This window comes from Rhodopila sp. (assembly GCF_035548235.1).
Lineage (GTDB): Bacteria > Pseudomonadota > Alphaproteobacteria > Acetobacterales > Acetobacteraceae > Rhodopila.
In genome coordinates this window covers 1-20,340 of the sequence record NZ_DASZTJ010000066.1, presented here as the reverse complement: position 1 = coordinate 20,340, position 20,340 = coordinate 1, and the positions used below count along the sequence as shown (strand labels likewise).

Below are 20,340 nucleotides of genomic sequence, written 5' to 3'. Positions count from 1 at the left end.
CGAGGCCGCGAACGCCTGCCGCTCCGCCGCGTCGGGGAGGTAGGCCAGCACCGCCGTGTGGAAGACGACCAGCGTCGCGTCCTTCGGCGCCTGTGCGACGAGGGCGCTCAGGCCGGTACGCAGGTCGCCGCGTTCCACGCGCGGCGGATCGGCCTGCGCGACGCGGATCGCAGCCTTGAGCCGAGCGGCGCGCGCCGTTTCCTCGGGCCAGACAAGGGTCTCGAGCCAGGCCATGTGGCCGGCATCGCGGACATCCAGGGGATTGAGGTCGAGGCCCGCCCGCCAGGCGATCCGCGGCACCGCATCGGGCAGCGGCGTTCCCGGGCCGGTCCGGCAGGGGAATATCGGGGCGTCGCGGGCCGGCGGCGGAACGCGGTGCGCGCCATAGGCATAGCCATAGCGATCCGGCAGCAGGCACAAGCCGGCGGACGCACCGACCTCGATCAACGCCAGCGGCTGCGGCAGGCGCGCCAGGACCGGCAGCAGCGTGGCGCAGCGGCCGGGCTCGTTGGTCTGGGTCGAACGGGCCAGCATGACCGCGCGGACCTCGTCCCACCGGTCCAGCAGGACGCTGCGGAAATCGGGCCAGTCCCGTACGATGCCGGCGACATGGCGCACGGCGGCGAGCAGCAGGTTGGGCTGGCGCTTGGGCGGCGGCAGGGCGGCGAGGCGCGCCAGCACCGCCTGCTCGCCCGCGACGGCGCCGGCCAGCGTTTCGTACAGGGGGGAGCGGCCATGCGCTTCCTCCCGCGCGAAGCGGCGATAGGCCGCGGCGATCCTGTCGTGTCCGGGCACCCGTCCGGTTCAGCTTTGGTTCATGTCCTGATGGACCTCGATCACCGTCCCCTCGGGGTCGTGGAAGAAGATCTGGTGCCAGCCGTTCATGGCCCAAGTGCCGTAGTCGGAATAGGGGATCCCTTTTTCCTCCAGCCGGCGCTTGAACGCTTCGATATCGTCGGTGCGGAAGGCGATATGGCCGCGCTCCAGCGGATTGATCGCCTGGTTGGTGCGGAAGCCGATGTCCAGGTCGGTCGTTGCCAGGTGAAACTGGGTCCGGCCGTCGGTTACGAACGCAACTTCCGCCGCGTAGCCTTGCGCCATGTTGCGGGTGGCGGTCAGGCCCGGCTCAGGCTCCAGGTCCAAAACCGAGCGGTAGAATTCGTCCAGGGCAGGAACGTTCCTGGAGCAGATGTTGACGTGGTGAAGCTTGATCTTCATGTCGTGTCCTCCCGTTTTTCCGTTGGCGCCAGGATCGTCGGTGCGTCGCCAAGCGCGCGCCTCGGCTCATCCCTCGATGCCGATGCTGAAGGCGATCTGGCGGCGGATGGCTGCAAGCTGTTCGGGTGCGATACGGGACTGCGTCGCCTGAAGCCGTGTCTTGGACGTCGTGGCCACCAGGTGGGACACGGCCCAGCAAGGCTTGCGACACCCGTTTTCCGCGGTCGGCGTGATCGCGATCGACAGGTCGGGGATTGCGAGCGCGGCATCCTCGGTCAGCGGGACCAGAATGGCGTCCGGGTAGGCCGGCGCGAACAGGCCGTCATCCTCCACCACCACCGCAGGGCGGCGCTTGTTCGGCTCTTTCGGCAACGCGTCGCCGCGCCATTCGGCAAGCACGATCTGCCCGGCGCGCAGGACCAGTTGCGGGACCTCAGCCGGCATCGGCGCGCGGCGTTCCCCACGCCTCGTAGAAAGCCTGTCCTTCTGCCGAGGCCGCGACATGAGCACCGATCGCGGCGCTGGCTTGGCGGATGCGGGTCCGGCGGGCTTGCCGAGCGGCGTCGGTCGCGAGGTCACGCAACAAGGTGGCCAGACCGATACCACGCGACCGAGCCTGCGCTTCCAGCTCGTCGCGGACGTCATCGTCCAGCCGGATGGAGATGGGGACGCCCATTTGCACGACTGTAGCGGTTTCCGAACTACCGCTATGTAGCGCGTCAACCGATTACGTGCAAGGATCATCCCCCCGAGCGCCGCCGTCACGGCGCCCCCTACCCCTTCGCCTTCTCCGGCGCGAACCGTGCCACCAGGTCGGCGATGTGTCCGATCTCCTCCAGCCGCAGCCCCTCGGGCGCCGCCAGCTTGCGGTTGCCGTGCGCCACCCGCCGGGGCAGCGCCGCCGCGTCGAACCCCAGCTTCGCCGCTTCCTTCAGCCGCGCCTCGGCCTGTGCGACCTGGCGGATCTCGCCGGACAGGCCGATCTCGCCGAAATACACCGTGCCGGGATTCGTCGGCGTCTCGAACGCCGCCGAGACGATGGCGGCGGCCACCGCCATGTCGGCGGCGGGTTCGGTCATCCGCAGCCCGCCGGCGATGTTCAGATAGACGTCCATCTGGTTCAGCCGCACCCCGGCCCGCGTTTCCAGCACCGCCAGCAGCATCGACAGCCGGCCGCTGTCCCAGCCGATGACGCTGCGCCGCGGCGACCCGCCGGCGTTCGGCGCCAGCAGCGCCTGGATCTCCACCAGCACCGGCCGCGTGCCCTCCAGCCCGGCGAAGACCGCGCTGCCGGCGATGTTGCCGCGGCGTTCGGCCAGGAACAGGGCGGAGGGGTTGGGCACCTCTGCCAGGCCGGCATCGGTCATCTCGAACACGCCGATCTCGTCGGTGGCGCCGAAGCGGTTCTTCACCGCGCGCAGGATGCGGAACTGGTGGCCGCGGTCGCCTTCGAAGTACAGCACCGCGTCGACCATGTGCTCCAGCACCCGGGGGCCGGCGATCGCGCCGTCCTTGGTGACGTGCCCGACCAGCACCAGCGCGAACTGCCCCGCCTTCGCCAGCCGGATCAGCTCGAACCCGCAGGCCCTGACCTGCGCGACGGTGCCGGGGGCGCTGTCGATCGCGTCCAGCCACATGGTCTGGATCGAATCGATGACGACCAGCGCGGTGTCCTTCGCCTGCTCCAGGCTGGCGGTGATCTCCCGCACGTTGATCGCGGCGGCCAGCTCGATGGCGGTGTCCGCCACGCCCAGCCGGCGGGCGCGCAGGCGGATCTGGTCGATCGACTCTTCGCCCGAGACATAGCGTACCCGCTTGCCGGCTCGCGCCAGCCGGGCCGCGGCCTGCAGCAGCAGCGTGGACTTGCCGATGCCCGGATCGCCGCCGACCAGGATGGCCGAGGCCGGCACCAGCCCGCCGCCCAGGACGCGGTCCAGTTCCTCGATGCCGACGGCGGCGCGCGGCGGCGGCGCGGCGGCGCCGTCCAGGCCGACGAAGGCGACGCCGCGCACCGGGCCTTTCGCGGAAGGGGTCGGCGAGGCCAGCACCGGCTCCTCGGTGATCGTGTTCCACTCGCCGCAGGCCTCGCAGCGGCCGGCCCATTTGGCGGTGACGGCGCCGCAGGACTGGCAGACGAAACGGGCGGTGGGCTTGGCCAAGCGGGCGACTCCGGCGGTTGAGACCCGATATTGTGCCCCAACCGCCAGAGTCCGGACCAGCTATGCGTCGGACAGGACGGTGGAAACGCCCTCGGGCGCGAAAAACAGTGCCGAGAGCGGCGGCAGCGTCAACTCCAGCGACTGCGCCTCCCCATGCGCCTGTTCCGGCCGGGCGTGGACGCCGCCGAAATTGCCGAGGTTGGAGCCGCCATACCGTTCCGCATCGGTATTGAGGACCTCGACCCAGTACCCGCCGCGCGGCACGCCGATGCGGTAGCGGTAGCGCGGTTCGGGCGTCATGTTGCAGACGACCACGACGAGGTCGCGGCGACTATAGCCGAACCGGACGAAGGCGAAGACGGAATTGGCGGTATCGTCACCAACGATCCAACGGAACCCCCCGGGCGCGCAGTCCTGCAGGTAGAGCGCCGGGCGGTCGCGGTACAGCGCGTTCAGGTCGGCGACCAGGGTCTGGATGCCGCGATGGCTGGGGTAGTCCAGCAGGTTCCAGTCGACCACGCCGTCGTGGTTCCATTCGTGCCACTGGGCCAGCTCCCCGCCCATGAACAGCAGCTTCTTGCCGGGATGGCCCCACATGAAACCAAAATAGGCGCGCAGGTTCGCGAAGCGCTGCCAGTCGTCGCCCGGCATCTTGCCGATCAGCGACCCCTTCCCGTGCACCACCTCGTCATGCGACAGCGGCAGCACGAAGTTCTCGGAGAACGCATAGATCAGCCCGAACGTCATTTCGTTATGGTGATAACGCCGGTAGACCGGGTCATGTTCCATGTACGACAGCGTATCGTGCATCCACCCCATGTTCCATTTGAACGAGAACCCCAGCCCGCCTTCCGCAATGGACCGCGAGACGCCGGGCCAGGCGGTCGATTCCTCGGCGACCGTGATCGCGCCCGGCACCCGCTCGTGGACCACGGCGTTGAAATGGCGCAGGAACTCGACCGCCTCCAGGTTCTCCCGCCCGCCGTACATGTTGGGGATCCACTCCCCGCTCTTGCGGCTGTAGTCGCGGTAGAGCATGGACGCGACGGCATCGACGCGCAGGCCGTCGACATGGAAATGCTTCAGCCAGTGCAGGCCGCTGGCGATCAGGAAGCCCTGCACTTCCTTGCGGCCGAAATTATAGATCAGCGTGTTCCAGTCGTGGTGGAAGCCCTCGCGCGGATCGGCATGCTCATACAGCGCGGACCCGTCGAACCGCGCCAGGCCATAGGCGTCGGTGGGGAAATGCGCGGGCACCCAGTCGATGATGACGCCGATCCCGGCCATGTGGCAGGCCTCGACGAAGCGGCGGAAGCCGTCCGGCGTGCCGAAGCGGGCGGACGGCGCGAACAGGCTCAGCGGCTGGTATCCCCATGACCCGCCGAACGGGTATTCCGCGACCGGCATCAGCTCCACATGGGTGAAGCCCATCTGGCGCACATAGGACACCAGCCGATCGGCCAGGCCGTCCCAGTCGAGGCTTTCGAAATCCTCGTTCCGGAACCATGACGCGACATGGACCTCATAGATCGCGATCGCCGCGTCCGGCCGCTGCCGGTCGGTCCGGGTGGCCATCCAGACATCGTCACGCCAGGCGAACGTATCCGGCTCCGCCACCACGGACGCGCTCGCCGGCGGGTGTTCCGTCTGCCGCGCCAGCGGATCGGCCTTGTCGGGCAGGCGGTTGCCGTCGCGATCCACCAGGGCGAACTTGTACACCGTGCCCGCACCGATACGCGGGACGAACAATTCCCACACGCCGGCGGGATAGCGCAGGCGCATCGGGTGCCGCCGCGGGTCCCAGGTGTTGAAATCGCCCACGACCGAAACGGCGCCGGCGTTCGGCGCCCAGACGGCGAAGCGGGTCCCCGCCACGCCGTCGATCGTCATCACGCTCGCCCCCAGCGTCGCGGCGAGGTCGAACAGGCGGCCTTCGTTGAAGAGGTACAGGTCGTCGTCGCTCAGCAGCGGGCCGAAACTGTAGGGGTCCTCGGTTTCCTGCACCGCGCCGGGCCAGGCGACGCGCAGCCGATAGGGCTCGTCCGAAGCGACCGTACCCGCGAACAGCCCGTGCGGCGCCAGCGCTTCCAACGTGCCAAGCTCACGCCCGTCGGCGCGCGCATGGACCGACACGGCGGCGGCGCCGGGCTGGAAGGTGCGGACCACGCGCCTGCCGCCGACCTCGAAGGGGCCAAGGACCGCGAACGGATCGCCGAGACAGCCGTGTTCGAGCTGCCATGCCTGGTCGGGCCTGATATCGTCGTTCAGCCTCATCAGCCTTCCTTCGTTAGCCTTCCTTCGTTCGGGGCGCTGCGTCGTCTTACGCGGTGACCCCCGACAGGAACAAGCGAAGGGGGATGAAGGATCGGCGGCGGAGGACTCACTTTGCCGGGAACGGGCCGGAGGCTACGGGGCGACGCCGCCCCCGCGGCACGCATGCTTCCCGCTACCCCTTCGCGCCGCCGTCGGCCTTCCACCAGCGGTCGTCGATCCCGAAGCGCGACCACTGGTCCCGGGGCACCATCAGGTTGCGGCCCATCCACCGTATGTCGGGCTCGTCCGCATCGATGCAGACCTGGCGCAGCGCCACCAGAAGGCGTGCCGCCGCGGTTTCCCCCCAGAACCAGTCCGCCGCCCGCCGGCCGCTGATGCTCCCCGGTTGGGCGGCGACCGCCTCCAGGTAGAAGACTTTCAGCTCCTCGGCCGCGAGCTTCAGCAATTGCGGCGAGGAGAGCTGCGCATGGGGACTGTCCGGCCGCGGCCCCGACGCCCATGCAAGCAGGAAGTCCGCCACCTGTTCGATCGTCAGGCCCGCCTCGCCGAAGGTGGACCGCCCGCGGCGCTCGAGGGCGAGATCGTACCAGGGCCGCAGCTGCAGGATCTCCCGTTGGACCTGCACCTCCAGCGTTTCCTCGGCCGGGGGACGGTCGAAGCTGACCGGACAGGACCAGCCGCTCGCGTCATCCGCCGCGGCCGCACCGGGCGCATCCTCCGGATAGTCCTGCAAGACGGGACCCGAGGGGGAGTCGAGGATGCCCAGCAAAGCCCGCAGCACCCGCATCTGGAACGCGCCGTCCCCCGGCACGCCCAGGGGCCGTCCCAACTCGAACGGCACCCACAGGGCTCTGGGCGGACGGATCTTCTCGGTATGCGGCCGGATCAGGCTGATCCCCGCCGTGGCGATGCCGTCCTGTTCCAGATAATGGCTGAGCGCGCCCACGGCGCGCGTGCAGGCGGGTCAGACAGGCACCAGAAGGGCGATATCGACCGCATCCTGCTTCAGCAGGCCGGCCAGGTGGCGCGCGGTCGCCTGCATCTTCGCCGGATGCGTCGCGCCCATGAACGAGTAATGGACCGCAGCGACCGACCCGATCGCCCGCATCGCCGCCAGTTCGCGCAGGCGGTCGAGCGGCAGCACGACATTGACGTCCTCCTGGAACCCGGTGCGGTCGAAATTGGTCGAGATATGGCTCATCGCCAGGTCCGACGCCGGCGTGTCGCCGGGGATCAGGCGGAAATCGGCGCTGTCCACCGAAAAGGGCCGATCGCCGCGCCGCTGCAGTCCGGCGGTGGAAACCAGGGCGATCCGAGCCGCCGCCACGGGCCGAGGTTCGACCCAGGGGGTGCTGTCGAATTCGGGCATCGGCATGGACAGGAAATAGTCCCGCCCAAGGTCATCGAAATCCTCAAGTCGCGCCATGTCGGATGTCCCTGTGCCTCGGGTGCCCAACGCGGTTCGGGGCGGTCATGGCGCCGTCATCCGGTGGCGATCCCCGGCCGATCGAGGTCCGGACCATGTCGCCCGCCGGCCCGATGAAGCGCGCGCCCGGTGCCGGTGCGCCAATCGGGCACGGTCCCGCCGGTATCGACCGTCAGCGCCTTTATGCCGTCCATGCCGCCAAGCCTCCCTGCCAACCATTGGCGGGGTTATTCGGCCTGTGGTCAAGGTCCTGCCAACGGGGTCTGGCCAACGGGGGTCTGGCCAACTGGAGTCTGGCCACCCGCACGGCCGAACGGGCTCTCGGCCGCCGGTGCGCGCGGCGGCGTCCTGGCCTGCAGCGCCGATCGCCTCTATAGGGGCCACCCTGTCGGAAGGAGACCACCATGAAGCTCAGCGCGCGCAACCAGATCAAAGGCAAGGTCGTCGGGGTCCAGAAGGGCCAGACCACCGGCCATGTCCGCATCGATATCGGCGGTGGCGTGATCGTCACCTCCTCCATCACCAATGAGGCGATCGACGATCTGGCGCTGAAGGTCGGGGACGATGCGATCGCCGTGATCAAGGCGTCGGACGTGATGGTCGCGAAGTAGCGTCCAGGCGGCGGCGCCGCGACCTTGAAGGCGTGGCTGGCGGCCCTGCGCCCGCCATGACGGAGAGGCCGTCGAGCAGGCCGGTCGGGGGGAAGCGCACGTCAGTCGCCACATGGCGGGCGCAGGGCCGCCATCCGCGGCTCGACGGCCGCACACAGCCACCGGGGACCAGGCCTCACCCCGGCGGCCCCGCCGCGACATGGGGCGCGGCGAACAGCCCGACCACCCAGTCGACGAAGACCCGCACCTTGTTGCTCAGGTGCCGGTGCGGCGGATACACCACGTAGAGCGGGATCGACGGGGCCGCCCAGTCCGCCAGGACGCGGCGCAACTGGCCGCTCTCCAGCATCGGCTGGGCGGTGAAGACCGGCAGTTGGGCGATGCCGTGGCCGGCCGCGACGGCGGCCATGTAGCTGCCGATCTCGTTCACGGCGACGCGGTAATTGCCCTCGATCTCCACCGTCTGCCCGTCTCGCGTGAACTCCTGGCCGTAGAACCGGCCCGTCCCCGCGTTGAAATAGCTGACCACCTGGTGCCGCCCCTCGTGCAGCTCCGACGGGTGGGCGGGTTCCCCGCGCCGCGCCAGGTAGCCGGGGGCCGCGCAGGTCAGCATCGCCAGGTTGGCGATCCGCCGTGCGATCAGGCTGGGGTCGGAAATGACGCCGCCGCGGATGACGCAGTCGACGCTCTCGGCGATCAGGTTGGTCGGCCGGTCCGACGCGCCGATCTCGATCTGGATGTCGGGGTATAGCTCCAGGAACCCGTCGAGCGCCGGGATGATGACCTGCCGCGCCAGCACCGCCAGCACGTCGATGCGCAGCCGCCCGCGGGGATGGACCTGCGCCATCGCCAAGCTGCCGTCCAGCTCGTCCAGCTCCGCCAGCAGCCGCACCGCGCGCTCGTAATACGCGGCGCCGTCGGCCGTCACGGCGATCCGCCGCGTGGTGCGGCTGAGCAGGCTGGTGCGCAGATGCGCTTCGAGCTGCTGGATATGCTTGGTCAGGGTCGGCTTCGGCACGTTCAGCGACGTGGCGGCCTGGGTGTAGCTGCCTGTCTCCACGATCCGGATGAAGGCGCGCATGGCGGCGAGCTGGTCCATGGCGCCAATCTAGCCTGATTGTTCACCTATGTGAATAATGTGGTCACGATCCGCACATTTATTTCCTCAAACCGGTAAACTAACTACCCCGCCATGAACAAGCCGTCATGGTCCGAACAGGTGATCGAGGCCGCGCCGACCGGGACCCTCCGCGTGCGCGTCTGGGGTCCGGCGAAAGCCCGGATGCCGGTGGCCGTCCACCTGCACGGCGGCGCCTTCGGCGGTTCCCTCGACACCGGCCGCCTGGTCGCCGAGGTGCTTTCGCAAGCCGGCGCGACGGTGCTGGACCTGGACTATCCGACCGGTCCGGCGCACCCGTTCCCCCAGGCCCTGGAAGCCGCCTATGACGCGCTGCGCTGGATCGAGGGCCTGCCCGGCCACCGTCGCAAGCTGTTCGTCGCCGGCGAGGAATCCGGCGGCAACCTCGCCGCCGCCCTGGCCCTCGTCGCTCGGGACCGCCGCGCGCCGGTACTGTCCGGGCAGATATTGCTGTCGCCGATGCTGGACCCGCAGCTTGCCACCTGTTCGGTGCGCGATGCGGACGCGGGCGCCGCCGGCTGCAAGTGGGCCGATGGTTGGCGTGCCTATCTGGGGACGCCCGACAAAGCCTGCCACCCCTATGCCGCCCCCGCCATCGTGCAGCGCCTGGCCGGCCTGCCCCCCGCTTTGGTGCTGACCGGGCCGGACGACCCGATGCACGACGAAGCCCAGGCCTATGCCGACCGGCTGCGCGCGAGCGGCGTCCCCGCGACCTGCCGCGCCATCCGGTCCGGCGGCCCCTGGCCCGATGCCCTGATGACCCCGGTGCAGGCCGAAGCAGCCTGGTGTGCCCCCTGGTGCGCCCCCTGGTGCGCCCCCTGGTGCGCCGAGGTCCGCGACGCGGTCGCCGCCTTTTTCCAAACCCCCGACCCACGTCCCGACCCACGTCCCGACCTACGTCCCGACCTGCGTCCCCTGGGAGCCAAGTCCTGATGCCATACGATTCAGCCGATATCATGCCTCCGGCCGCGGGCGTCCGGGGCCGGCGCGTCACCCTCGGGGTCGCGGGCCTGGTCGTCGCCGCCGGCCTGGCCGGCGCCGCCCTGACGATCCGGCCGTGGGAAGCCGCGCCCCCTCCGGCCGCGCATCCCGCGCCGCCGCCGGTCCTCGTCACCGTCGCCCGTGCCGAACGCAAGGAGACGACGCTGTGGACCGAGTTCTCCGGCCGCACCGAGGCGGTCGACCGGGTCGACGTCCGTCCCCGCGCGGCCGGCGCCATCGTCGCGGTGCATTTCCGCGAAGGTTCGCTGGTCCATAAGGGCGACCCGCTCTTCACCATCGACCCCGCCCCCTATGCGGCCGACGTCGCGCGGCTGGAGGCCCAGGTGGCCAGCGCCCAGTCCCAGGTCGAACTGGCGGCGATCCAGGAAGCGCGGGCGCGCAAGCTGGTGCCGACCAACGCGATCCCGCAAAGCGAGTTGGACCAGCGGGTCAACGACAGGCATGTCGCCGAGGCCACGCTGCAGGCAGCCCAGGCCCAGCTTGCCGTGGCGCGGCTGAACCTGGGCTATACGCAGGTGGTGGCCCCGATCGACGGCCGGGTCGGCAAGATCGACGTGACGCCGGGGAACCTGGTCCCTGCCGGCTCGACCGCGCCGGTGCTGACGACGCTGGTGTCCGTCGATCCGATCTATGCCAGCTTCGACGCCGATGAGCGCACGGTGGCCCGAGCGCTGGCAAGCCTGCCGGCGGGGGCGTCGATCGAACGGATCCCGGTGGAGATGGGCACGCTGGCCACCGACGGCACGCCGCTGCACGGCACGCTGCAATACGTCGGCAACGTGGTCGACACGCGCAGCGGCACGGTGCAACTGCGCGCGAAGTTCGCCAACCCGGACGGGCGGCTGCTGCCCGGCCAGTTCGCGCGGATCCGCCTGGGCCGGCCGGAGCCGACGCCGGTCATCGCGATCGACGAGCAGGCGATCAGCACCGACCAGGACCGGCGCTATGTCTTTGTCGTTGGCAACGACAACAAGGTCTCCTATCGCCTGGTGAAGCTGGGGCCGATGAACGACGGGCTGCGCACCATCGCCGCCGGGCTGAACCCCGGCGAGCGGATCGTCGTCGACGGCCTGCAGCGCGTGCAGCCGGGTTCCGTGGTCGCCCCGCACCTGGTGGCCATGGGCACGGTGACGCGCACGGAACGACTGACCGACTGACCCTATCCCCCGTCATGGCCCGGCTTGACCGGGCCATCCCCTCCCCTGGGCAAAGATGGTCCGGTCAAGCTGGACCATGACGGGGTGGGCCGGGCCATGACGGGCCGCTTTGCCTCCCCGCCCCTCAATCCGGGTCCGCAATGGACCGAACGGACGAACCGTCATGAACATATCACGCTTCTTCATCGACCGGCCGGTCTTCGCCGGTGTGCTGTCGACGCTGATCTTCGTCGCCGGCCTGCTGGCCCTGTTCAACCTGCCGATCTCGGAATACCCCGAGGTCGTTCCGCCCCAGGTCCTGGTCCGCGCCACCTATCCCGGCGCGAACCCCGAAGTGATCGCCGAGACCGTCGCCTCGCCCATCGAGGAACAGATCAACGGCGTCGAAGGCATGCTCTACATGAGCAGCCAGGCCACCACCGACGGACTGATGACGCTGACGGTGACGTTCAAGCTGGGCGTCGACCCCGACAAGGCGCAGCAACTGGTGCAGAACCGGGTGTCGCAGGCCCTGCCGAGGCTGCCGGAAGCCGTGCAGCAACTGGGCGTGACGACGGTGAAAAGCTCGCCCGACCTGATGATGGTCGTGCATATCGTCTCGCCGGACAATCGTTACGATCCGACCTATCTGCGCAACTACGCGCTGATCCACGTGAAGGACCGGCTGGCGCGGATCGACGGCGTGGGCGACGTGCAGCTCTACGGCGCCGGCGACTATGCGATGCGCATCTGGCTGGACCCCGACAAGATGGCGGAACGCGGGCTGTCGGCCGATGACGTTGTCAATGAAATCAAGGCGCAGAACGTGCAGGCGGCGGCCGGCGTGATCGGCGGATCGCCGAACATCCCAGGCGTGGCCATGCAGCTTTCCGTCAACGCCCAGGGCCGCCTGAAGACGCCCGAGGAGTTCGGCGACATCGTCGTCCACGAATCCCCCGACGGGGCCATAACCCGCCTGCGCGACGTCGCCCGCATCGAGCTGGGGGCCGCGGATTATTCGTTACGGTCCTTGCTGGACAACAAGTCCGCCGTGGCGCTGCCGATCTTCCAGTCGCCGGGGTCGAACGCCATCCAGATCTCCGACAACGTCCAGAAGACGATGCGGGAGATCAAGCAGACGATGCCGGAGGGCGTTGACTATACGATCGTCTATGACACCACGCAGTTCGTGCGGGCGTCCATACGCGCCGTGGTTCACACGCTGCTGGAGGCGGTGGTGCTGGTGGTGATCGTGGTCGTGCTGTTCCTGCAGACCTGGCGCGCGTCGGTCATTCCGCTGGTGGCCGTCCCGGTCTCCATCATCGGCACCTTCGCGGTGATGTCGCTGATGGGGTTCTCGATCAACGCGCTCAGCCTGTTCGGCCTGGTGCTGGCGGTCGGCATCGTGGTCGACGACGCGATCGTGGTGGTGGAGAACGTCGAACGCCATATCGAGCACGGGCAGTCGCCCAAGGAGGCCACGCGCAGCGCGATGCGGGAGGTGTCGGGGCCGATCGTCGCCATCGCCCTGGTGCTGGTCGCGGTGTTCGTGCCGCTGGCGTTCGTTTCGGGCCTGACCGGGCAGTTCTACCGGCAGTTCGCGCTGACCATCGCGATCTCCACGGTGATCTCGGCGCTGAACTCGCTGACCTTGTCGCCGGCGCTGGCGGCGCTGCTGCTGCGCGGACGCGACGCACCCAAGGACTGGCTGACGCGGATGCTGGAATTCAGCCTGGGCTGGTTCTTCCGCCGCTTCAACCGCGGCTTCGCCGCCGCGGGCCGGGGCTATGGCGGCGCGGTCGGCCGGGTGATCTCGATCAAGGGCCTGATGATGCTGGTCTACCTGGCGCTGGTCGGGGTGGCGTTCCACCTGTTCCAGACCGTGCCGGGCGGGTTCGTGCCGCTGCAGGACAAGCAATACCTGGTCGGCTTCGCCCAGTTGCCCGACGGCGCCAGCCTGGACCGGACGGACGGGGTGATCCGGCGGATGGGCGACATGGCGCAGGCGACCCGCGGCGTGGCGCACACGGTGTCGTTCCCCGGCCTGTCGATCAACGGGTTCACCAACAGCTCCAACGCCGGCATCGTGTTCACGCCGCTGGACCCGTTCGAGGACCGCACGACCCCGGCCCTGTCGGCCGCCGGCATCGCCGGGCAGTTGAACCGGAAGTTCGCCGGCATCCAGGACGCCTTCATCGCCATCTTCCCGCCGCCGCCCGTCCAAGGCCTGGGCACGATCGGCGGCTTCAAGCTGGAGATCGAGGACCGGGGCGGCATGGGCTACGACGCCCTGGCGAAGGCGACGGACGACTTCCTGGCCGCCGCGCGCAAGGCGCCCGAGCTGACCGGGGTCTTCAGCGGCTACCGGGCGAACGTGCCGCAGCTTTACGTGGACATCGACCGCGTCCGCGCGAGGCAGTTGGGCGTGTCGGTGACGGATGTGTTCGATACGCTGCAGGTCTATCTGGGATCGCTTTATGTCAACGATTTCAATGCGTTCGGCCGGGTCTACTCGGTCCGCGTGCAGGCCGACGCGAAGTTCCGGGCGCACCCGGACGACATTGGGCGGCTCAAGGTCCGGTCGTCGTCGGGGATGATGGTGCCGCTGTCGGCGGTGCTGAAAGTCCAGCAGACGGCGGGGCCGGAGCGGGCGATGCGCTACAACGGCTTCCTGGCCGCCGACGTCAACGGCGCCCCGGCCCCCGGCTACTCCAGCGGCCAGGCCCAGGATGCGATCGCCCGGATCGCCGCCCAGACCCTGCCGCGCGGCTTCGGGTATGAGTGGACGGACCTGACCTACCAGCAGTTCCTGGCCGGCAATTCCTCGATCATCCTGTTCCCGCTGTCGCTGCTGCTGGTCTTCCTGGTGCTGGCCGCGCAGTACGAGAGCCTGGCGCTGCCGATCGCGATCATCCTGATCGTGCCGATGGGCCTCCTGGCGGCGATGACCGGGGTCTGGCTGACCCAGGGCGACAACAACATCTTCACCCAGATCGGCCTGATCGTCCTGGTCGGCCTGTCGGCGAAGAACGCGATCCTGATCGTGGAATTCGCCCGCGAGCTTGAATTCCAGGGCCGCACCCCGATCGCCGCCGCGATCGAGGCCGCTCGGCTGCGGCTGCGCCCGATCCTGATGACGTCGATGGCGTTCATCATGGGCGTGGTGCCGCTGGTGACCTCCACCGGCGCGGGTTCGGAGATGCGGCACGCGATGGGCGTCGCGGTGTTCTCCGGCATGATCGGGGTGACCGCGTTCGGGCTGTTGCTGACCCCGGTGTTCTACGTGCTGGTCCGGACGCTGGGCGGGAACCGCAAGCTGGTGCAGCACCACCCGGGGCTGGAGATCGGGGCGGCGGAGGCCGGGCACGCCGACTGACCGCGCCCCTTTCCGTCATGGTGGGCGAACGCCCATCATCCGCGCCTGACAGGGCCGATCGAGAATGCCGGGACGCTGGTCGTCCCGGCATCTTCTTGTCGGCGGCCTGGAACGGGCCGCAGGGGGCGCAACCGAGCGGAGCGCATCGGGCGGGGCCTGTGCTGGCGTCGTGAACGCCTGTGGAACGGATCACCGATGGCGCTTTGTTGGGCGCACCGCGCCCGAACGCGCGTCATCCGGCCGCGCTTGCGTGCGAAACCCTCTGCGATTTCCGAATCTTAAAAGAAATTAACCTAGTTTCGACGTCCAAAGGAATTTGATAGCGTGGCCTGCGCTCTCCGCGCGCCAGGACTCCGTAGGCTTCATGGGTCCATGGCACGGGGTTTGCGTTCAACGACAAAAGTCAACCAGGGAGTCCTCCATATGATCCTTCGTCGGGCAGCCGCCAGACTCATCGCCACCACCGCCATCACCGTCGCGCTCGGCGCGACGGGCCTGAGTCCGGCCCTGGCCGCCGACAAGGCCGTCACCATCGGCGCCGACCTCTCCCTGACGGGCGCCGACGCCCAGGGGGCGACGCGCGTGAAGGACGCCATCCAGATGGCGATCGAGGGCGCCAACCAGGCCAACGCCGTCCCCGGCTATCACATCGACATGATGGTCCTGGACGACGGCACCGCCACCGCCGGCCAGTATGACCCGGCCCAGGCCGCGACCAACGCCCGCAAGATGGTCTCCGAAAAGTCCGTCGTCGGGGCGATCGGCCCGCAGATGAGCGGCGCCGGCAAGGCCATGGCCCCGATCCTCAGCCAGGGCGACCTCGCCACCATCACCCCGGCCTCCACCAATCCCGACATCACCAATCCCAAATATGCGGCGCAGTATCGCCCGGCCGGCAAGCCGATCTACTTCCGCACGGTGACCACGGACGCCTACCAGGGCCCCAACATGGCGAACTTCTTCGCCGAGAAGCTGAACGTCAAATCCGTCTACGTCCTGGATGACAGCGGCGCCTTCGGCGTCGGCGTCGCCGATGCGTTCGAGGCCCAGGCCAAGAAGAAGGGCATGAACGTCATGGGCCGCGACCGGCTGGACCCCAAGGCGGCCGACTACAGCGCGGTGCTGACCAAGATCAAGCAGCTCAACCCGGATGCCATCTATTACGGCGGCGTATCGCAAGCGGGCGTGAAGCTGGCGAAACAGGCCTATGACATCGTACCGAAGATGATCAAGGGCGGCCCGGACGGCATGACCACGCCCGACCTGCTGAACGGTGCCGGCTTCCCGGCGGTCGAAGGCTGGTACACCACGATCGCCGCCCCGCACCTGGCCAACGACCCGAAAGCGGCGCAGTTCGTCGCGTCCTATAAGGGCCAGTTCGGCATGGCGCCCGACGACTACTCGATCACCGCCTATGACGCGACCCTGACCATGATCGACGCGATCAAGCGCGTCGCCGCCACCGGCAAGCCGGTCACGCGCCAGGCGGTGCAGGCGGCCCTGATGACATCCAACGTGCCGACCATCCAAGGCGTCGTCTCCTTCGACGCCAACGGCGACCTCGCCAGCCATATCGTCAGCGTCTTCCATATCGAGAAGGACGCGTCCAAGCCGCTCGACGACGTCTCGGCCCAATACAAGTACGTCGGCGTGGCACCGCAGTCCTGATCGCCGCGGTCCGGCGTCATGACCTTCTCCGACCTTCTGCTGCAGCAGACCATCAACGGGCTGAGCCTGGGGGCGATGTATGCCCTGCTCGCACTCGGGTTCACCCTGGTCTACGGCATCCTGGAGCTGATCAACTTCGCACACTTCAACGTCTTCATGATCGGCAGCTTCGTCGCCATGTGGACGTTGCAGATGTTCGGCCTGTCCGGTCAGGCGCTGATCCTGACCGGCCTGCCCCTGGTCGGCGTCCTGGTCGTGGCGCTGGGGGTGACCATGGTGGTCTGCGGCAGCCTGGGCGTGGCGGTGGAGCGGGTGACGCTCCGCCCGCTGCGCAACGTCAAGGGCCCCGCCGCGATGATCACCTCGATCGGCGTGTCCTATATCCTGTTCAACGTCATCCTGCTGACCGAGGGCGCGGACTCGAAGAACTACCCGAACCCGCTGCCCAACATCCGCTACCACATACAGGGCGCGGTGCTGGACTTCCGGGTGGTGCTGATCTGGATCGTTTCGGTCCTGCTGATGGCCGGACTCTATTTCTTCGTGCAGCGCTCCCGGCTCGGCAAGGCGATGCGGGCGACGGCGCAGGACCCGGAAGCCGCGCGCATGATGGGGGTGGAGGTCGACAAGGTCATCGTCATGGCCTTCTTCCTCGGCTCCGCCCTGGCCGGGGCCGGCGGGATGATCTTCGGGCTGTACTATAACTTCACCAGCTTCATCATCGGCTTCACCGCCGGGCTGCGCGCCTTCACCGCCGCCGTGCTGGGCGGGATCGGCAACGTCCCCGGCGCCATGGTCGGCGGCCTTTTGATCGGCATGATCGAGGCCATGGGCGGGCAGTTCATCGCCACCGCCTGGACCGACGTGATCATCTTCTCGATCCTGGTGCTGGTCCTCGTGTTCAAGCCGGCGGGCCTGTTCGGCCGCGTCGCGCCGTCGAAATCATGACCGGAGGAACGAGCATGTCCGACGCCGCCTCCATCACCGCCGCCCCGTCCCGCTTGATGCGGCCGATCGCCTGGATCCCCGAAGCCCGGCGCAAGCAACTGGGCCTGGCGATCCTGGTCGCCTTCGCGCTCGCCTTCCCGTTCTTCATCGACAGCAACGACGCCGACATCGACAGCATGGCCAACGCCGCGGCCTATGCCACGCTGGCGCTGGGGCTGAACATCGTGGTCGGCTTCGCCGGCCTGCTCGACCTGGGCTATGCGGCGTTCTTCGCCATCGGCGCCTATACCTACGGCATCCTGACCTCGTTCCAGTTGCAACCGGACTGGAGCTCCTTCTGGGTGCCGTTCCAGACCCTGGGCCTGGTGGCGAAGGTGCCGGCCGACGTGGGCGACGGGTTCTCGGTCCACTTCACCCTTTCGTTCTGGCTGGCCTTGCCGCTGTCGGCGGCGCTGACCGCGTTCTTCGGCGTACTGTTCGGCGCCCCCACCCTGCGGCTGCGCGGCGACTACCTGGCGATCGTCACGCTGGGCTTCGGCGAGATCGTGCCGATCGTCGTGCGCAACTGGGACCACCTGACCAACGGCGCGGCCGGTCTGAACGGCGTGGCCGCGCCCCAGCTTTTCGGCTGGAGCTTCGGGGTCGATTCCACCCCGTATTACTACGTCGCCATCGCCATGGTGGCGCTGCTGGTCTTCATCTCCATCCGCCTGCGCGATTCCCGCATCGGCCGAGCGTGGATGGCGATCCGGGAGGATGAGATCGCGGCCGGGGCGATGGGCATCGACCGCACGAAGTTCAAGCTGCTGGCCTTCGCCATCGGCGCGGCCTTCGGCGGCATGACCGGCGTGTTCTACGTCGCCAAGCTGCAGACCGCGACGCCCGAGATGTTCGGCTTCCCCGTCTCCGTCATGATCCTGGTGATGGTCGTCTTCGGCGGCATCGGCAGCGTCTGGGGCGTGGTGCTGGGATCGTTCATCCTGCAACTTCTCCAGTCCTGGTGGCTGCAGGACCTGACCGAGTGGACCCACGCGCTGGGCCGGCTGATCGGCAGTTCCATCCTGCAGAAGGCCGATTTCGTCGAATCGATCGAGCTGATCTTCGGCCTGATCCTGGTGGTGATGATGCTGTTCCGCCGCCAGGGCCTGATCCCCGCCGTGAAGGAGCAGAAGGCGTTGACCTTCGACCAGCAGCACGCCGAGGTCCGCCGCGGCGGCTTCAAGGACCTGGCGCTGGAGGGCCTGGGCGGCGCCACCCGCACCGGTGAGGTCGCGCTGGACATCACCGGCGTCACCGTCCGGTTCGGCGGCCTGACCGCGTTGAACCAGGTCCATATCAAGGTGCCGAACGGCGGGGTGGTGGCGGTGATCGGGCCCAACGGCTCCGGCAAGTCGACGCTGTTCAACGTCGTCACCGGCCTGGTGGATGCCGAGGACGGGTCGATCCTGTTCCACGGCGAGGAGATCCTCGGCCTGCCGCCGCATGCGATCCTGAACAAGGGCATCGCGCGCACCTTCCAGAACCTGCGCCTGTTCAACAACCTGACGGTCATGGACAACACCCTGATCGGCCAGCACGCTCGGCTGAAGACAGGGGTCTTCCAGGCGATCCTGCGCCCGCCCTCGACGCGGCGGGAGGAGACGAAGGCCCGCGACTGGGCGACGGAGATCTTCGCCATCTTCGGCAACCGGCTGCTGCCGCGGATCGACCAGATGGTCTACGGCCTGTCCTATGCCAACCGGCGGCGGGTCGAGATCTCGCGCGCCCTGGCCTCCCGCCCGCGCATCCTGCTGCTGGACGAGCCGACGGCCGGCATGAACCCCGCCGAGACGCTGGAACTCGCGGAGCAGATCAGGAGCCTGAACGAACGCGGCCTGACCGTGCTGCTGATCGAGCACAAGCTGGACGTCGTCACCCGCCTGGCGGACGTCGTCTACGTGCTGGACCACGGCGAGATCATCGCCCACGGCAAGCCGGACGAGGTGCGGCAAAACGAGGAGGTGCTGCGCGCCTACCTGGGCCGCAACGCCCAGGCCGCGGCGGCGGGGGTGGCCTGACATGCTGCTGGAATTCAAGGATGTCGACACCTATTACGGCGACCTGCACGTCCTGAAGAAGGTCAACTACGCGATCGAGAAGGGCGAGATCATCGCCCTTCTGGGCGGCAACGCCTGCGGCAAGTCCACCACCATGAAGACCATCATGGGCGTGGTGCGGCCGACCCGTGGCCAGGTGATCTTCGAAGGCCAGCCGATCGAGAAGCTTCCCACCGCCGAACGCGTCCGCCGCGGCATCGCCCCGGTGCTGGAGGCCAGGCGCCTGTTCCCGCGCATGACCGTGTTCGAGAACCTGGAGATGGGCGCCTATCTGCGCAAGCGCGGCGCCGAATTCGACCAGGACCTGGAACGGGTCTACACGCTGTTCCCGCGCGTGAAGGAACGCCGCGAGCAGATCGCCGGCACGCTGTCCGGCGGCGAGCAGCAGATGGTGGCGATGGGCCGCGCGCTGATGGCGCGGCCGAAGCTGCTGTGCATGGACGAGCCGTCGATGGGCCTGGCGCCGATCTACGTGGAGCAGGTGTTCGACATCATCCAGGAGATCAACCGCCAGGGCACGACGATCTTCATGGTCGAGCAGAACGCCAACATGGCGCTGTCGATCGCGCACCGGGCGTATGTGCTGCAGACCGGGCAGGTGGTGCTGTCCGGAGAGGCCGGGGAACTACGGCGCAATTCGCTGATCCGGGAGGCGTATCTGGGGGAGATGCAGGTCCCGGCTTAGGTTTTTTGGGGGACGAGGGTGTGGCCTGGTGGCTGCCGGAGGGTGGCGGGCGCTGGGGTTGTGCGGTGTGGGTCATGGCTGGCTGTTGGGCGGTGGATGGCGGGGTGATTCGACACAGATGGGCTCAGATGAGCGCAGATGGACACAGAGTCTCCGCCATCTGGTGCACTGCCTCCAAGGCTTGGACAGGAAAGCGGGGGACGCTCCGTTTGTTTCTTTGGAAACGATCAGCCTGAACGCTTCCGACTTCCGATAGTACCCCGAGGCTCAGGCAAAGGATTTTTGAGGCGCTGCGCGTTGGCACTGCCCTCCAATTGACCCCGGTCTCTGTGAATATCTGCGCGCATCTGTGCGCATCTGTGTCAAAAACCTGATTCTCCACCAGCACCGGCGAGCGGCTGGCCGGGACAAGCCGGTCAGGACACGGGGTCGGCCCCCTCCGCCTAGGCCCCTGCCTGCCCCGCCGCCCGTTCGGCGGCGTTGGGGTCCCGCAGGAACTGCAGGAACGCGTCGTTCCAGCTCAGCCCCTTGGCCTCGGCATAGGCGGTGATCGCCTCGACATCGGCGGTCACCGTCGGGTCGTTCATCGCGGCGTCCATGATC

18 protein-coding genes are annotated in these 20,340 nt (G+C 68.4%); 8 read left to right on the top strand and 10 right to left on the bottom strand.

The window, feature by feature from the left end; translation table 11 throughout:
- The 9 genes from VHB27_RS05520 to VHB27_RS05480 all read right to left on the bottom strand — a co-directional run.
- Positions 1–795: DUF2332 domain-containing protein (locus tag VHB27_RS05520; protein ID WP_325598021.1), on the bottom strand; the 795-nt coding region annotated here is incomplete at its 3' end.
- A gap of 9 nt (positions 796–804) precedes the next feature.
- Positions 805–1,218, bottom strand: a complete 414-nt coding sequence (locus VHB27_RS05515) for a VOC family protein (protein ID WP_325598019.1) — start codon at positions 1,216–1,218, stop codon at positions 805–807.
- A gap of 66 nt (positions 1,219–1,284) precedes the next feature.
- Positions 1,285–1,662, bottom strand: a complete 378-nt coding sequence (locus tag VHB27_RS05510; RefSeq protein ID WP_325598017.1) for a type II toxin-antitoxin system PemK/MazF family toxin — start codon at positions 1,660–1,662, stop codon at positions 1,285–1,287.
- Positions 1,652–1,900 carry a hypothetical protein gene (locus VHB27_RS05505; protein ID WP_325598014.1) on the bottom strand — a complete coding sequence of 83 codons (249 nt, stop codon included), beginning with the start codon at positions 1,898–1,900 and terminating at the stop codon, positions 1,652–1,654. Before VHB27_RS05505 ends, VHB27_RS05510 begins: the two co-directional genes overlap by 11 nt.
- Before the next feature lie 91 nt (positions 1,901–1,991).
- A complete protein-coding gene (radA, locus tag VHB27_RS05500) occupies positions 1,992–3,377 on the bottom strand; it encodes a DNA repair protein RadA (RefSeq protein WP_325598012.1) in 1,386 nt (461 codons plus the stop codon).
- 60 nt (positions 3,378–3,437) lie between these two features.
- A complete protein-coding gene (glgB, locus tag VHB27_RS05495; protein WP_325598008.1) occupies positions 3,438–5,651 on the bottom strand; it encodes a 1,4-alpha-glucan branching protein GlgB in 2,214 nt (737 codons plus the stop codon).
- Between the two features lie 172 nt (positions 5,652–5,823).
- Complete coding sequence (locus VHB27_RS05490) at positions 5,824–6,597, bottom strand: hypothetical protein (RefSeq protein WP_325598006.1); 774 nt, start codon at positions 6,595–6,597, stop codon at positions 5,824–5,826.
- 18 nt (positions 6,598–6,615) lie between these two features.
- On the bottom strand, positions 6,616–7,077 hold the full coding sequence (locus VHB27_RS05485; protein ID WP_325598003.1) for a glycine/sarcosine/betaine reductase selenoprotein B family protein: 462 nt from the start codon (positions 7,075–7,077) through the stop codon (positions 6,616–6,618).
- A gap of 56 nt (positions 7,078–7,133) precedes the next feature.
- Positions 7,134–7,271, bottom strand: a complete 138-nt coding sequence (locus tag VHB27_RS05480; RefSeq protein ID WP_325598001.1) for a hypothetical protein — start codon at positions 7,269–7,271, stop codon at positions 7,134–7,136.
- Positions 7,272–7,481: 210 nt separating this feature from the next.
- Here VHB27_RS05480 and VHB27_RS05475 point away from each other — a divergent pair, with 210 nt between their 5' ends.
- On the top strand, positions 7,482–7,688 hold the full coding sequence (locus tag VHB27_RS05475; protein ID WP_325598000.1) for a TOBE domain-containing protein: 207 nt from the start codon (positions 7,482–7,484) through the stop codon (positions 7,686–7,688).
- Between the two features lie 175 nt (positions 7,689–7,863).
- Here VHB27_RS05475 and VHB27_RS05470 read toward each other — a convergent pair whose 3' ends face one another.
- Positions 7,864–8,787, bottom strand: a complete 924-nt coding sequence (locus VHB27_RS05470; RefSeq protein WP_325597999.1) for a LysR family transcriptional regulator — start codon at positions 8,785–8,787, stop codon at positions 7,864–7,866.
- 93 nt (positions 8,788–8,880) lie between these two features.
- Between VHB27_RS05470 and VHB27_RS05465 the strand changes: the two genes are divergently transcribed.
- From VHB27_RS05465 to VHB27_RS05435, 7 genes are all read left to right on the top strand, one after another.
- Complete coding sequence (locus tag VHB27_RS05465) at positions 8,881–9,759, top strand: alpha/beta hydrolase fold domain-containing protein (RefSeq protein WP_325597997.1); 879 nt, start codon at positions 8,881–8,883, stop codon at positions 9,757–9,759.
- Positions 9,759–10,985: an efflux RND transporter periplasmic adaptor subunit gene (locus tag VHB27_RS05460; RefSeq protein ID WP_325597995.1), complete on the top strand. Its 1,227-nt coding sequence runs from the start codon at positions 9,759–9,761 to the stop codon at positions 10,983–10,985. Before VHB27_RS05465 ends, VHB27_RS05460 begins: the two co-directional genes overlap by 1 nt.
- A gap of 163 nt (positions 10,986–11,148) precedes the next feature.
- On the top strand, positions 11,149–14,340 hold the full coding sequence (locus VHB27_RS05455; RefSeq protein WP_325597993.1) for an efflux RND transporter permease subunit: 3,192 nt from the start codon (positions 11,149–11,151) through the stop codon (positions 14,338–14,340).
- 423 nt (positions 14,341–14,763) lie between these two features.
- A complete protein-coding gene (locus tag VHB27_RS05450) occupies positions 14,764–16,008 on the top strand; it encodes a branched-chain amino acid ABC transporter substrate-binding protein (protein WP_325597991.1) in 1,245 nt (414 codons plus the stop codon).
- Between the two features lie 18 nt (positions 16,009–16,026).
- Positions 16,027–16,956, top strand: coding sequence for a branched-chain amino acid ABC transporter permease (locus VHB27_RS05445; protein WP_325597989.1), 930 nt, complete (start codon positions 16,027–16,029; stop codon positions 16,954–16,956).
- A 14-nt stretch (positions 16,957–16,970) separates the two neighbouring features.
- On the top strand, positions 16,971–19,013 hold the full coding sequence (locus VHB27_RS05440) for a branched-chain amino acid ABC transporter ATP-binding protein/permease (RefSeq protein ID WP_325597987.1): 2,043 nt from the start codon (positions 16,971–16,973) through the stop codon (positions 19,011–19,013).
- Between the two features lie 4 nt (positions 19,014–19,017).
- On the top strand, positions 19,018–19,737 hold the full coding sequence (locus tag VHB27_RS05435; RefSeq protein WP_325598023.1) for an ABC transporter ATP-binding protein: 720 nt from the start codon (positions 19,018–19,020) through the stop codon (positions 19,735–19,737).
- Positions 19,738–20,340 lie beyond the last annotated feature (603 nt).

Coding starts and splice junctions, on each gene's coding strand:
- VHB27_RS05510 (WP_325598017.1), bottom strand. CDS start 1,662: ATGCCGGCTGAGGTCCCGCAACTGGTCCTGCGCGCCGGGCAGATCGTG.
- VHB27_RS05470 (WP_325597999.1), bottom strand. CDS start 8,787: ATGGACCAGCTCGCCGCCATGCGCGCCTTCATCCGGATCGTGGAGACA.
- VHB27_RS05485 (WP_325598003.1), bottom strand. CDS start 7,077: ATGGCGCGACTTGAGGATTTCGATGACCTTGGGCGGGACTATTTCCTG.
- VHB27_RS05480 (WP_325598001.1), bottom strand. CDS start 7,271: ATGGACGGCATAAAGGCGCTGACGGTCGATACCGGCGGGACCGTGCCC.
- VHB27_RS05445 (WP_325597989.1), top strand. CDS start 16,027: ATGACCTTCTCCGACCTTCTGCTGCAGCAGACCATCAACGGGCTGAGC.
- VHB27_RS05465 (WP_325597997.1), top strand. CDS start 8,881: ATGAACAAGCCGTCATGGTCCGAACAGGTGATCGAGGCCGCGCCGACC.
- VHB27_RS05475 (WP_325598000.1), top strand. CDS start 7,482: ATGAAGCTCAGCGCGCGCAACCAGATCAAAGGCAAGGTCGTCGGGGTC.
- VHB27_RS05515 (WP_325598019.1), bottom strand. CDS start 1,218: ATGAAGATCAAGCTTCACCACGTCAACATCTGCTCCAGGAACGTTCCT.
- glgB (WP_325598008.1), bottom strand. CDS start 5,651: ATGAGGCTGAACGACGATATCAGGCCCGACCAGGCATGGCAGCTCGAA.
- VHB27_RS05450 (WP_325597991.1), top strand. CDS start 14,764: ATGATCCTTCGTCGGGCAGCCGCCAGACTCATCGCCACCACCGCCATC.
- VHB27_RS05455 (WP_325597993.1), top strand. CDS start 11,149: ATGAACATATCACGCTTCTTCATCGACCGGCCGGTCTTCGCCGGTGTG.
- VHB27_RS05440 (WP_325597987.1), top strand. CDS start 16,971: ATGTCCGACGCCGCCTCCATCACCGCCGCCCCGTCCCGCTTGATGCGG.
- VHB27_RS05460 (WP_325597995.1), top strand. CDS start 9,759: ATGCCATACGATTCAGCCGATATCATGCCTCCGGCCGCGGGCGTCCGG.